The sequence below is a fragment of the Blautia faecis genome (assembly GCF_020554845.1).
In the GTDB taxonomy this organism is placed as follows: Bacteria; Bacillota; Clostridia; order Lachnospirales; family Lachnospiraceae; genus Blautia_A; species Blautia_A faecis.
On sequence record NZ_JAJCIA010000049.1, the window covers coordinates 1 to 13517 of the forward strand.

The following is a 13517-nucleotide window of genomic DNA, read 5'->3' on the forward strand; positions in this document are numbered from 1 at the left end:
GCATGATTTCTGTGCATCGCGAAGCGCGTTACTGTGAACGGAGTGAACAGTAACAAGTAAAGGAAAAGAAAAGGAGTCCAAGTCTTATGATACCAAAAGATCCTATGATTTTGCTTAGTTATGTAAATACCCAGCTTCGGGATTATTACGATTCTCTGGAAGCACTGTGTACCTGCCGCGGACTGAACAGGGAATCTCTGTTGGATAAGATGGATTCCATCGACTACCACTACGACGAAGAGACCAACCAGTTTATTTGAAATCACAATATTCAATACTTCAATACCGCTTGTCAAAGCTGTGAAAACCGCTTGGCAGGCGGTATTTTTTTGTAACAGGAATTTCCTGTTACGTATTACATAAAAAGCTTACCAGGCGGGATTGCACTGCGACGGAAGGGGTGTTGTCGCTCCAGGCGACCCGCCGCAAATGGAGAATCCTGCAAGCAGGATTCTTTTTACCATGAAAATTCCGGACAACAGATAATGTGGTCTTATACATAATAATTAGCCGACAAAATAAATACATATTTTAAATTCAATAAATTTAAGACACAAATCTAAAAAAAATATAAACTGCACAAAAAACACTTGCGTTTCTTGTGAAAAAGTGTAAACTATAAAATTAGTCGGCTAACTAATATAAGAAAGCTGAACAGGAACTTGAAACTGTAATACACACTCCAAAGCTTGTATCTCAGTTTCAGACAGCAAGTGAGGTGAGAATTTGGAAAACAACAATGAGAAAAGCATTCAACGTCTGATTATGGAAATCAGCCGCATGTATATGGAAAAATGCTTTGGTAAACTTAAAAGTCTGGGAATCCATCCAAGACAAATGCCGATTCTGGCTGTTCTGTGGAAAGAAGACGGATGTAGCCAGAAAGAACTGGCCAGCCAGTTAGGCGTGAAGCCGCCTACTGTTACCGTAAGTATCCAACGCCTGGAAAAAATCGGTATTATAGTTCGAAAACAGGATGAAAAAGATCAACGCATAAGCCGGATTTATCTTACAGAAGAAGGAAAAGCAATAATTAATGAAGGTATGCGCATGGCAAAGGAAGGAGAAAAACAGGTTCTGAACGGATTTTCCGAAAGTGAGTTATGTCTGATGAAACGATTCTGCATACAGATTAAGGAAAATATTGCGGCAATGCCAGCACCAGAGTTTTCACCGGAAGAAATGTGCATGGGACATTTTTGCCATAATAAAAAGTAGCACAGGAAACTGAAAAACAAAGCAAAAGGCAGAAAAGCCCGGATGTTTTGAAAAAATGTAGAAAGGACAACCCAAGCATGATTAAATTAATGAAGTATCTGAAAAAATCAGCAGGCTATATCGTCCTGATCATTGGACTGCTGTTTTTGCAGGCATACTGTGATCTGTCCTTGCCGGATTATACCTCCAAGGTAATTAACGTAGGGATCCAGCAGGGGGGAATACCAGATGGTGTTCCGGAAAAAATGCGTCAGAGCACAATGGAAAATCTGCAGATTTTTATGGACGAAGACACACAGAAAGAAGTTCAGCACTCTTATGTCCTGGATGGAGACACATATGAACTGAAAGGTGGCATTACAGGGGATAAACGTGAGGAATTAAACGATCTTCTGTGCAAACCTCTGATGATGTACACCTCTTTTACCTCTGGCAGTGAAGAGAGCCAGAAAATGCTTTCCCAGATGCAGGTACCGGAAGGAACGGACCCAATGCAGGTTTTGTCAGCAATGCCGGAGGATGCAAAAAAACAGATGCTGGAGGCTGCAGATGAGAAGCTTTCCGACATGCCGGAATCCATTCTTACACAGGCCGCTGTCAGTGGTGTGAAAGCAGAATACGAAGCTATGGGCGAGGATCTGGATGCAATTCAGATGAGTTACATCCGGACATCCGGAATCCAGATGGTCCTGATGGCGCTGGTGATCATGCTGGCCGCTGTAAGTGTTACCTTCCTTTCAGCAAGAGTGGCAGCAGCCCTTGGACATGATCTGCGAGATAATGTATACCGCAAGGTTATTCATTTCTCCAGCAACGAATATCATAAATTTTCTACTGCATCCCTGATCACACGAAGTACCAACGATGTGCAGCAGGTGCAGCAGGTTATGACCATGATGTTCAGAATCGTTCTGTATGCGCCCATCCTTGGCATCGGAGGCGTGCTCAAGGTTCTCCAGACCGATTCCTCCATGACCTGGATCCTTGGAGCCGCAGTAGCTATCATTCTGATTGTTATTTTTGTACTGTTCCAGATTGCAATGCCGAAATTCACCAGGCTGCAGACTCTCATTGACCGTCTGAACCTGGTAACCAGGGAAATCCTTACCGGAATCCCGGTTATCCGCGCGTTCAGCCGTGAGAAGCATGAGGAAGAGCGTTTTGAAAAAGCAAATATGGATCTGACAAAGACAAACCTGTTTGTAAACCGCTGTATGACATTTATGATGCCGATCATGATGCTGATCATGAACGGTGTATCTGTAGCGATTATCTATTTCGGTGCACATGGCGTTGACAATGGAACTATGCAGGTAGGAAATATGATGGCATTTATCCAGTACGCAATGCAGATTATTATGTCCTTCCTGATGATCACAGCAATCTCCATTATGCTCCCAAGGGCAAACGTGGCAGCCGGCCGAATCTGTGAGGTCCTGGAAATGGAGCCATCTGTAAATGATCCGGAGGAACCGGTAATGCCAGATAAGCAGGAAAAAGGAACGGTCGAATTTGACCATGTAAGCTTCGCTTATCCGGAAGCAGGGGAAAATGTCATCAACGATATTACCTTTAAGGCAGAAAAAGGCCAGACTGTTGCTATCATCGGAAGTACCGGAAGCGGTAAGAGTACACTGGTCAACCTGATCCCCAGATTTTATGATGCAACGAAGGGCTGTGTAAAAGTAGATGGTGTGGATGTACGAAATATGACACAGCATGAGCTTCGTGACCGTCTGGGCTATGTACCTCAGAAGGGAGTCCTGTTCTCTGGAACCATCGATTCCAACATTCGTTACGGTAAGCCGGATATGCCAGAGGAAGATGTAAAACTGGCAGCTCAGATTGCCCAGTCCGATGACTTTATTGAAGCGAAACCGGAAGGCTACAAAGCACCTATTTCCCAGGGAGGAAATAATGTATCCGGTGGCCAGAAGCAGCGTCTTTCCATTGCAAGAGCGATTGCCAAAAAGCCGGAAATCCTGATCTTTGACGACAGCTTTTCCGCACTTGATTTCAAGACTGACAGCAAGCTTCGCAAGGCTCTGAAGGAAAAGACAAAGGATATTACCACGATTATCGTAGCACAGCGAATCAGCACTATCCTGAATGCAGATCAGATCATTGTGCTGGATGACGGAAATATGGCAGGCATCGGCACCCACAAGGAACTGATGAAGAACTGCGAGGTTTACCGCCAGATCGCCATGTCACAGCTTTCAGAGGAGGAATTAGCATGAGTGAAAACAAAGCCAGAGGCCCTATGATGGGTGGTCATCGGAGCCGTGCAATGAACTCCGGGGAAAAGGCAAAAGACTTTAAAGGAGCAATGAAACGACTTTTGAAATACATGGAACGCTACAAATTCCGTTTCGTTCTCATGTTTCTGTTTGCAATTGCAGGAACCATTTTTAACATTGTAGGACCAAAGATCCTTGGAAAGGCAACAACAGAGCTTTTTAACGGCCTGGTAGCCAAGGTAAACGGCACCGGAAGCATTGATTTTGAAAAAATTGGCTATATTTTGTTATGGACATTAGGACTGTATCTGGCAAGTGCCTGCTTCTCCTTTATCCAGGGTTATGTGATGACCGGAATTTCCAACGACGTTACCTACAATTTACGTAAAGATATTTCAAAGAAATTCAGCCGCCTCCCAATGAACTATTATGAGAGCCGGACAAACGGCGAAATCCTTTCCCGCGTAACGAACGATGTGGATACCCTTCAGATGAGCCTGAACCAGAGTATTACCCAGCTGATCACATCAGTTACCACCCTGATCGGTGTATTTGTGATGATGCTGTCCATCAATGTGTGGATGACCCTGGCTGCCCTTCTGATCCTTCCGATGTCTATGCTTATCATTAATTTTGTTATGAAGCACTCCCAGAAATATTTCCAGGCACAGCAGAAGTATCTGGGGGAGGTAAATGGCCAGATTGAAGAGAACTACGGCGGACACAATGTAGTGAAGGTATTTAATAAAGAAGAAGACGTAGTTGCAGAATTTGAAAAAGACAACCAGAAGCTTTACGAATCAGCATGGAAATCTCAGTTTTTCTCCGGAATCATGATGCCGGTCATGCAGTTTGTTGGAAATCTTGGATATGTTATGGTAGCCCTTCTTGGAGGATGGTTCACGATCAAAGGCTCTATTGAAGTAGGTGATATCCAGTCCTTCTTCCAGTACATCCGTAACTTTACCCAGCCCATCCAGCAGATCGCACAGGTAACTAACCTGCTTCAGTCCTCAGCAGCCGCTTCCGAGCGTGTGTTTGAGTTCCTGGATGAGGAGGAAGAGGAGACTACCAAAGAGAATGCCGTTTCTATTGACGGGCTCAGCGGAAATGTAGAATTTGATCATGTAAGCTTCGGCTACAATCCGGAAAAGATCATTGTCCACGATTTTTCGGCAAAGGTCAGAGATGGTCAGAAAATTGCGATTGTAGGTCCTACTGGTGCAGGAAAAACCACAATGGTTAAGTTGCTCATGCGCTTCTATGATGTAAACAGTGGTTCTATTAAAGTAGATGGCCATGATGTAAAAGATTTCAACAGAAGCGAGCTTCATGAAATGTTTGGAATGGTGCTTCAGGATACCTGGCTGTTTTCCGGAACCATTATGGAAAACATCCGCTATGGACGGCTGGATGCTACCGATGAGGAAGTGATCGCAGCAGCAAAGGCTGCTCATATCCACAACTTTATCATGCAGCAGCCGGGAGGCTATAACATGGTTCTGGATGAGGAGACCAGCAATGTTTCCCAGGGCCAGAAGCAGCTCCTGACAATTGCAAGAGCCATTCTTGCAGACAATAAGATCCTGATCCTGGATGAGGCTACCTCCTCCGTTGATACCAGAACCGAGGTACAGATCCAGAAAGCTATGGATAACCTGATGAAAGGCAGAACCAGCTTTGTCATCGCTCACAGACTTTCCACCATCAGGGACGCAGATCTGATCCTGGTTATGAAGGATGGCGACATTATCGAGCAGGGCAGCCATGAAGAGCTGCTGGCAAAGAAAGGCTTCTACGCAGATCTTTACAACAGCCAGTTTGATAAGACGCAGACTGCATAAAAGTAAGTGAAACAGATAAAAAAATACAGCAGCTTTTTCGGAAAATATACGGAAAAACTGCTGTTTTTTTTGTCTTCAGAGAGAAAAAATCCAGGGATTTGCTGTCTGTACTTTTACCCGCAGATAATGTATAATAGAGCAAAGTTTCTGCCGGAAAGGAAGGCAGGGACAAAGTCATGACAACGAAAAAACTCATTTATTGCAGCAGCCCTGGGTGTCTTTTTACCAAGACTGGTAGAAAGGGCTGCAGCGCGAATGTTAAAGGAGTATACCCCCAATGACAATTGATAATAAAGACGGAGCAGCTTTTCTTGCATACGTTACAGATAAATTAGAAACCAGAATCGCCCATATCAGCCAGTCCATTCTGGAAGGACAGAAGGATATCGAAGGAATGCATGAGTATTACTGGGAGAACTATACGGAGATGGACCAGTATGGCTACGAAAATTTCGATAACCAGCAGGCGCTTCTTCACCAGATCAACGCCAACGAGCAGCAGATCCATCTGCGAAAAAGATTTCGTAAAATGCTGGATTCCCCTTTCTTTGGAAGGGTGGATTTCGTATTTGAAGGGGATGAGGAGCCGGAGATTTTTTATATTGGAATCGGAAATTTTGCAGAAGAGGCAGGGCATACGCCGCTGATCTATGACTGGCGTGCTCCTGTCAGCGGGCTTTTCTACGACTATGATAAAGGTCCGGCGTCTTACCAGGCACCGCTGGGAACCATCTGCGGTGAAATTGCCTCCAAGTGGCAGTACAAGATTCGAAATGGCCGTATGATTTACCAGTTTGAAAGTGATGTGAAGATTGATGACGAGATTCTTATGGCAGAGCTTGGCAGCGGAGGCAGCACTGCGCTGAAAAATATTGTCCGCACCATCCAGAAGGAGCAGAATGCCATCATCCGAAACACCAGGGATAAGATCATGGTAATTCAGGGCGCAGCCGGAAGCGGCAAGACCTCCATTGCCTTGCACAGGATTGCCTATCTTTTGTATCACGACCGCAAGAATCTGAAATCCTCCAATATCCTGATCCTGTCTCCCAACAGCATCTTTTCTGATTATATTTCCCATATACTTCCGGAACTGGGAGAGGAAAATATTAAAGAAATGAGCTTTGATCTTTTTGCCTACAGACAGCTGAAAGATACGGTATCTGACTGCGAAGACCGTTATGACCAGATTGAGCGCAGCCTGAATTTCCCGGATATGCCTTCCTTATATAAGGAAAAACAGTCCAGGGAATTTTTGAATCAGATGGAGGGGTATCTCACCTCCTTAGAAGATGAGCTGATGGATTTTCGTGATGTGGAATATAAGAACTTTACGAAAAAAGAAGAGGAGATCATTGATCTTTTTTATTTTAAATTCCAGGATATCCCTCTGTTATCACGTATGGAGGCAGTTGCAGAGAATTTCATTGATGAGGTAGAGACGCTTCGGGACAATGATATGGATGAGGAAGAACGTGCCATTGTAATGGAGAAATTCATGAATATGTATGAGACACAGGATCTCTATGTGATCTACAGCCGTTTTCTGGAAAGCTGCGGCTATCCGGGACTTCCGCATGTACAGCTTCAGGAGCGAAAGCTTCGGTACGAGGACGTCTATCCGGTACTTTACATGAAGTACCGCCTTCTTCGCCAGACCAGTCACAATGGTATCAAGCACCTGGTAGTAGACGAAATGCAGGATTATTCAAGGCTTCAGTATCTGATCCTTAAAATGATGTTCCCCTGCCGCATGACCATTCTGGGGGACAAAGCCCAGACTATGGAAGATGAGGCTCAGGATGTCCTTGGGTTTTTACCGAAAATTTTCGGAAAAGAGATCCGCAGGATCGTCATGAACAAAAGCTACCGAAACACTGTGGAGATTGCTTCTTATGCGAATCAGCTTGCAGGGATTACAGATATGGATCTGTTTGATCGTCATGGCCAGCCAGTGGAAGAATTATTTTTTAAAGGGAAAAAACAGCAGGCAATGGAAGTGGCTCTGGATGAGCTTGTGAATAAGCTTCAGCTGGGAGCAGAACAGTTTGAGACAGCTGCGTTGATCCTTCGCACGGAATCTGAGGCAAAAGATGCCGCCCGCATTCTGAAAGAAAAACTGGAAAATACAGTGTTTGATGTGGAAAATCGTTTCTCGTACCTGCATCGTGACAGTACCAGCTTTTGCAAAGGCCTTACAGTTACTACGTTTTATCTTGCAAAAGGTCTGGAATTTGACCAGGTATTTTCCCTGTTCCCTGCAGCAGATCAGAGCCCGATTGCAAAACAGGGACGTTATATTGCAGCTACCAGAGCGCTTCATAAATTGCATATGTACGAATACGGAAAATAAATATTACAAAAGTATGACAAACAGAGCGTAAAATAAAAAAGAAATTCAGGTTGTCGGAACATGCTGTCAAATGCAATGTACACTTTGCAGACAGGATTTTACCAACACTCTTTGAAAAAATGTATAAAGTTCGTCACGAAAGTTTATAATATTTTCAATTTAGAGTTACTGTTCACTGGTAATATTCCGCGAGGTGTTTTTTGTGAACAAAGTTCACAGAAAACCCGAGAGTTGCGGCGCGAAATCATGCAAAGCATGATTTCTGTGCATCGCGAAGCGTGTTACTGTGAACGGAGTGAACAGTAACAATTTAGATTCTGCAGTGGGAAATCCATTGACAGGCTTGTAATAAAATTGTAAAATACAGCTCGGGAGATTTTTATAAACGAGAAATATTTTCGTTTTGTTAATGAAATAGAAGAATGTAGATTTACAAAATTTACTTATGAAAAGAAATAAGGAGGATACTATGAAGAACAAAAAGATTTTAGCAATCTTAACGATATCAGCAATTGTTTCTGCAGCTGCTACAGGCTGCAGTTTTGGCGGAGACGAGCCGGAAGAACAGGTAGTGGTAACTGAGACACCTGCTCCGGAAGCAACCGCTACACCTACTCCGGAGCCAACCATCGCGCCAGACGTACAGGACAGCACCTATACATCAAGCAATGGGGCTGTCTCCATTAAGCTTCCAGATGCTACCTGGTCCAATAAGGCGGATGAGGCAGATATGCTCAGCTTCGAATCCCCGGAGCAGGGTAAGATCCTGATCCTTCATGGACAGGGAGAAGAGGACATGTCTTCTGCTATGCTTCCTGATACGCAGGATCTGGCTGTGGCATTAGAGCAGGCTTCTGACCTTGCAGAAGGTACTGACTTTGAGATCCAGGATTATACCGCCAGTGATGTGGAGGGAGTAGGCGTTTATTCTTACACTGTGAAGTACACAGATGCTTCCAAGAGCGGCGGATATGTTTATGCGATCCATAAAATTTATAAGAGCTCTGATGAGTATTACAATATCTGCGGATCTGTTGTGGATGAGGCTTCTTATGCAGGAATTAAGGCCGCCGTTGATTCCTTTGGAATTGCAGGAGAGTCTTCTTTGAAAGCTGCTGCACCGGTACAGTCTTCTGACAGTGCAGACGGAAGCACTGAGGGAAGTACAGATGGTTCCACTGACGGAACACAGAGTGCAGGTACTGATTCTGCGTCCTCAGGTGATGGAAGCAGTGATGGAACAATCACAAACTCCGGCGGATTTACCCAGGAGCAGCTTACAGACACCAACCAGACCAGAACTATTTACCGTAACTCCGATGGCCATCCCCTTGTAATTACTCCGGATGGAAATGGAAACTGGGTTGACTTTGATGGAAATACCTATCGTTTTGTAAATAATGAGGACGTTTACGATCAGAATGATGTGGATTATTACTGGCATGGAGAAGGTGCAGACGTATATTATATGCCTGTAGAGTAATAACAGAAAAAGCAGAATGTTGACTTACACGGACACAGCTACCCGGGATGGATGGCTGTGTCCGTGACAGTTGGAGGGAATATGGATAATTTTCAGGCTTATGGCGAATTTGCCAGAGTATATGATATGTTCCAGGACAATGTGGATTACCAGACCTGGGGCAAATGGCTGAAGCAGCAGCTTGCAGCGCAGGGAATCACAGACGGACTTGTGCTGGATCTTGGCTGTGGCACGGGAACCATGACTGAGATACTGGCAGAGGCCGGCTATGACATGATCGGAGTGGATAATTCCGGGGAAATGTTGGCAGAGGCCATGGAGAAACGGGTAGAGTCCGGGCATGACATCCTGTATCTTCTTCAGGATATGCAGGAGTTTGAACTTTATGGAACCGTACGGGCTGTGGTAAGCGTGTGTGACAGTCTGAATTACATAACAGAGGAAGAGGAGCTGGAGCATGTGTTTGCCCTGGTAAATAATTATCTGGATCCTCAGGGGATTTTTCTGTTTGATATGAATACGGTTTATAAGTATCAGACTATGATCGGGAATACTACGATTGCTGAGAACCGGGATGAGGGAAGCTTTATCTGGGAGAACAGTTATGATGAGGAGACCGGGATTAATACGTATGAGCTGGCTCTGTTTATTCCAAGAGAGGACGGACTTTATGAGAAGGATGAGGAGGTTCACTATCAGAGAGCCTATTCTTTGGAGAAAATCAAGGAACTTATTGGAAAAGCGGGAATGGAGCTTCTGGCAGTGTATGATGCTTATACACTGGAGCCACCGAAGGAAGATAGCGGAAGGCTTACCTTTGTAGTAAGGGAACATGGTAAATGATAATATAATAATAAGATAAATAGCTATAGGATTACGATTAACATTATAACAGTATAGATTGGAGAATACACATGAATGATTATATCATCCGCGCGACTGCAGCTAACGACCAGATTCGTGCATTTGCGGCAGTGACCACTGAGATGGTGGAGACTGCAAGAGAGCACCATAATACAAGTCCGGTGGCTACGGCAGCGCTTGGAAGACTTCTGACTGCAGGAGCCATGATGGGCTCCATGATGAAGGGAGAGAAAGATGTTCTGACCCTTCAGATCAAGGCCGGCGGTCCCCTTCAGGGAATTACGGTAACTGCCGATTCCCAGGGAAATGTAAAGGGGTATGTAGGAAATCCAGATGTCTGCATTCCGGCAAATTCCAAAGGGAAGCTGGACGTTGCAGGAGCAGTTGGTCCTGGATTCCTGACTGTGATTAAAGATATGGGGCTAAAAGAGCCTTACAGCGGACAGGTTATGCTTCAGACCTGTGAGATTGCAGAAGACCTAACCTATTATTTTGCAACAAGTGAGCAGGTACCGTCCGCAGTTGGACTTGGAGTCCTGATGAATAAGAATAATACAGTACGTCAGGCTGGTGGATTTATTGTACAGCTGATGCCATTTGCAGAGGAAGAAGTGATTTCCAGGTTAGAGCAGAACGTACAGAAGATCAATTCTGTCACCAACCTGTTAGAGGAGGGACATACCCCGGAGAGTCTGCTGGAGAAAGTGCTGGAAGGCTTTGACGTGCAGATCAATGAGAAAATGGACACCCGTTTCTGCTGCAACTGCTCCAAAGAACGAGTAGCGAAAGCGTTGATCAGCATCGGCAGAAAAGAATTAAACGAAATGATCCAGGAAGGCAAGCCAATCGAGATGAACTGCCATTTCTGTAATACCAACTACAATTTCACAGTAGAAGAGTTGAAAGAAATTCTAAGAAGATGCAAATAAGCTGAATTAAGAAAGAATCACTATTTTCCGTCATAGACGCACATCTTGCAGAAAGCCTTTTTCAAACACACTCTAAGGCGTGGAAATGGTAGGATAAGAGAGGATTAGGATATGAATCAGGGATTTATTAAAGTAGCGGCAGGAACGCCGCAGGTTACAGTTGCTGATTGTAAGGCCAATACCAGGGCAATTCTGGAAGTAATCCGTGAAATGGAGACACAGCATGCCAAGTTGATGGTGTTGCCGGAGCTTTGCATCACAGGCTATACCTGCCAGGATCTTTTCCTTCAGAGAAGGCTGCTGGACAGTGCATGGGAGAGCCTTCTGACTATTGCAGAGGAGACTGCGGATGTGGATGCGCTGATCTTTGTGGGACTTCCTATGCGGATGAACGGCAAGCTCTACAATGTGGCAGCAGCATTGAACCACGGAAATATTCTTGGATTTGTACCTAAGACTCATATTCCCAACTATAATGAATTCTATGAGCAGAGACACTTTGCTTCTGGGGCGGATGTGTGGACAGATGTGACAGTTGGGGAGGAAAGCGTACCTTTTGCCAGCAATCTGATTTTCTCATGTGAAGGATTGCCGGAGCTGACAGTTGGCGCAGAAATCTGCGAGGATCTGTGGGTTCCACTTCCGCCTAGTGTAAATCTGGCACAGGGCGGTGCCCATATTATCGTCAATCTTTCAGCCAGTGATGAGATGGTTGGTAAGGATTCCTACCGCCGTGATCTGGTGAAGGGTCAGTCTGCCAGACTGGTGTGCGGCTATATTTACGCCACAGCAGGAGAGGGTGAATCCTCCCAGGATCTGGTATTTGGCGGACAGAACCTGATCGCAGAGAATGGCACCATGCTGGCAGAGGCGAAGCGCTTCCAGAACACTGTGATCTACGGAGAAATTGATGTGCAGAGACTGGCAGATGAGAGAAGAAGACTTTCCACCTATCCGGCATCTGATGATGCTGACTGCCAGATCGTACCTTTTGATGTGGAAGTGGAAGAGACCTCTCTTACCAGGAAGTTTGCCCCCTATCCTTTCGTACCTTCTGTAAAAGAAGAGCGTGATATGCGCTGTGAGGAGATTCTGAACATTCAGGCTATGGGACTTAAGAAGCGAATGAGCCACATCCACTGCCAAAAGGCAATGGTCGGACTTTCCGGGGGACTTGATTCTACACTGGCATTGCTTGTAATTGCACGTACTTTCCAGCTGATGGGACTGCCATCTGAGAATATCTGCTGCATTACCATGCCATGCTTTGGTACCACAGACAGAACTTACCAGAATGCCTGCAAATTAAGCCAGTGCCTTGGTGCTTCTCTGACGGAGGTCAATATTAAAGAGGCGGTAAATATCCATTTCCGTGATATCGGTCACGATGATTCCGTTCATGATGTAACCTATGAGAACTGTCAGGCCAGAGAGCGTACGCAGATTCTTATGGATATGGCAAACCAGGAGGGAGCACTTCTTGTGGGAACCGGTGACCTTTCCGAGCTTGCTCTTGGATGGGCAACCTATAATGGAGACCATATGTCCATGTATGGTGTAAATGCCTCTGTTCCCAAAACGCTTGTAAGACATCTTGTCCGCTATTATGCAGATACCTGCGGAGAGAAAGAACTGGAAGAAGTTCTTCTGGATATTCTGGATACTCCAGTAAGTCCGGAACTTCTGCCGCCTAAGGACGGCAAGATCGCGCAGAAAACAGAAGATCTGGTTGGTCCTTATGAACTTCATGATTTTTATCTGTATTATATGCTTCGTGCAGGCTTTGAACCGGATAAGATCTATCGCATTGCCTGCTGTACCTTTGAGGGTACCTATGACAAGGCTACGATTCTGAAATGGCTGAAAATCTTCTACCGCAGATTTTTTGCCCAGCAGTTCAAACGCTCCTGTCTTCCTGACGGCCCGAAGGTAGGTAGTGTGGCGCTGTCTCCAAGAGGTGACCTGCGTATGCCAAGTGATGCAAGCGCAGAGGTATGGATGGAAGCTCTGGAGAAGCTTGAAGTATAAAACGATTGTACGGTACGCTTTTCATGCATTTTGCAGCTGTATTTCGCGTAGCATACGACTGTAAAGGTAGGAAATAATTAGGTTTGTTTATTACTCTGCCGGCGGAGAACTTACATGGTTCTCCGCCTTTTTTAATGCATCTTCAATGGCAGAAATAAGCAGCTGTGACGTATATTTTCTGTCTGTGGAATATTTCAGGTCGTCCAGGGACTGGCTGTCAACAATCTGGCTGGCCAGTGATTCCAGGGAAGGCTTTACCAGCGGAAACATGGCGGTGGTGCTTTCACTTAAATTTACCAGCTCAATAGACTGGATATTGTTTTGATCTACTGTGACCTCCACGTCAAAAGTATTTTTATTCAAAGTAAGGGAACTGCGGTAAACGCCAGGCGTATAAAGCCCCTCTCCAGCAGCAGAAGTGGTCTGGCTTTTTCCAGGCCCGAACATAAAGTAGATCAGGATTCCCAGAAGAACAGCAAGAATCAGAAAGGCAATGGTATATACCACTTCCTTCATATGTAACACGATGATCCTGGTTTTCGAACTCATGGACTGCGC

Annotated in this window: 10 protein-coding genes; 9 read left to right on the forward strand and 1 reads right to left on the reverse strand. The window is 45.1% G+C overall.

The window, feature by feature from the left end; all coding sequences use genetic code 11:
* Window positions 1-86 precede the first annotated feature (86 nt).
* The 9 genes from LIZ66_RS16660 (at window position 87) to LIZ66_RS16700 (ending at window position 12959) form a co-directional block, all read left to right on the forward strand.
* Window positions 87-260 (forward strand): DUF4250 domain-containing protein, encoded by a 174-nt coding sequence (locus tag LIZ66_RS16660; protein WP_118582984.1) that lies wholly within the window; start codon window positions 87-89, stop codon window positions 258-260.
* A 466-nt stretch (window positions 261-726) separates the two neighbouring features.
* Window positions 727-1218: a MarR family winged helix-turn-helix transcriptional regulator gene (locus LIZ66_RS16665; RefSeq protein ID WP_226815755.1), complete on the forward strand. Its 492-nt coding sequence runs from the start codon at window positions 727-729 to the stop codon at window positions 1216-1218.
* A 77-nt stretch (window positions 1219-1295) separates the two neighbouring features.
* Window positions 1296-3458 carry an ABC transporter ATP-binding protein gene (locus LIZ66_RS16670; RefSeq protein ID WP_204452910.1) on the forward strand — a complete coding sequence of 721 codons (2163 nt, stop codon included), beginning with the start codon at window positions 1296-1298 and terminating at the stop codon, window positions 3456-3458.
* A complete protein-coding gene (locus LIZ66_RS16675; RefSeq protein ID WP_204452908.1) occupies window positions 3455-5302 on the forward strand; it encodes an ABC transporter ATP-binding protein in 1848 nt (615 codons plus the stop codon). Before LIZ66_RS16670 ends, LIZ66_RS16675 begins: the two co-directional genes overlap by 4 nt.
* 277 nt (window positions 5303-5579) lie before the next feature.
* Window positions 5580-7655 carry a HelD family protein gene (locus LIZ66_RS16680; protein WP_195477015.1) on the forward strand — a complete coding sequence of 692 codons (2076 nt, stop codon included), beginning with the start codon at window positions 5580-5582 and terminating at the stop codon, window positions 7653-7655.
* Window positions 7656-8124: 469 nt separating this feature from the next.
* On the forward strand, window positions 8125-9138 hold the full coding sequence (locus LIZ66_RS16685; protein WP_227201062.1) for a hypothetical protein: 1014 nt from the start codon (window positions 8125-8127) through the stop codon (window positions 9136-9138).
* Between the two features lie 81 nt (window positions 9139-9219).
* Window positions 9220-9981 (forward strand): class I SAM-dependent DNA methyltransferase, encoded by a 762-nt coding sequence (locus tag LIZ66_RS16690; RefSeq protein ID WP_148461235.1) that lies wholly within the window; start codon window positions 9220-9222, stop codon window positions 9979-9981.
* A 71-nt stretch (window positions 9982-10052) separates the two neighbouring features.
* Window positions 10053-10931: an Hsp33 family molecular chaperone HslO gene (gene hslO, locus LIZ66_RS16695; RefSeq protein ID WP_195477018.1), complete on the forward strand. Its 879-nt coding sequence runs from the start codon at window positions 10053-10055 to the stop codon at window positions 10929-10931.
* 111 nt (window positions 10932-11042) lie between these two features.
* Entirely contained in the window at window positions 11043-12959 is a 1917-nt protein-coding gene (locus LIZ66_RS16700; RefSeq protein ID WP_227201063.1) for an NAD(+) synthase, read from the forward strand.
* A gap of 90 nt (window positions 12960-13049) precedes the next feature.
* On the opposite strand, the gene LIZ66_RS16705 is transcribed toward LIZ66_RS16700, so the two are convergent.
* Window positions 13050-13508 (reverse strand): FMN-binding protein, encoded by a 459-nt coding sequence (locus tag LIZ66_RS16705; protein ID WP_227201064.1) that lies wholly within the window; start codon window positions 13506-13508, stop codon window positions 13050-13052.
* Window positions 13509-13517 lie beyond the last annotated feature (9 nt).

Excerpts from the sequence above, each read along its gene's own strand:
- LIZ66_RS16660 (WP_118582984.1), top strand. The coding sequence starts at position 87 with ATGATACCAAAAGATCCTATGATTTTGCTTAGTTATGTAAATACCCAG.
- LIZ66_RS16670 (WP_204452910.1), top strand. The coding sequence starts at position 1,296 with ATGATTAAATTAATGAAGTATCTGAAAAAATCAGCAGGCTATATCGTC.
- LIZ66_RS16675 (WP_204452908.1), top strand. The coding sequence starts at position 3,455 with ATGAGTGAAAACAAAGCCAGAGGCCCTATGATGGGTGGTCATCGGAGC.
- LIZ66_RS16680 (WP_195477015.1), top strand. The coding sequence starts at position 5,580 with ATGACAATTGATAATAAAGACGGAGCAGCTTTTCTTGCATACGTTACA.
- LIZ66_RS16685 (WP_227201062.1), top strand. The coding sequence starts at position 8,125 with ATGAAGAACAAAAAGATTTTAGCAATCTTAACGATATCAGCAATTGTT.
- LIZ66_RS16690 (WP_148461235.1), top strand. The coding sequence starts at position 9,220 with ATGGATAATTTTCAGGCTTATGGCGAATTTGCCAGAGTATATGATATG.
- hslO (WP_195477018.1), top strand. The coding sequence starts at position 10,053 with ATGAATGATTATATCATCCGCGCGACTGCAGCTAACGACCAGATTCGT.
- LIZ66_RS16700 (WP_227201063.1), top strand. The coding sequence starts at position 11,043 with ATGAATCAGGGATTTATTAAAGTAGCGGCAGGAACGCCGCAGGTTACA.
- LIZ66_RS16705 (WP_227201064.1), bottom strand. The coding sequence starts at position 13,508 with ATGAGTTCGAAAACCAGGATCATCGTGTTACATATGAAGGAAGTGGTA.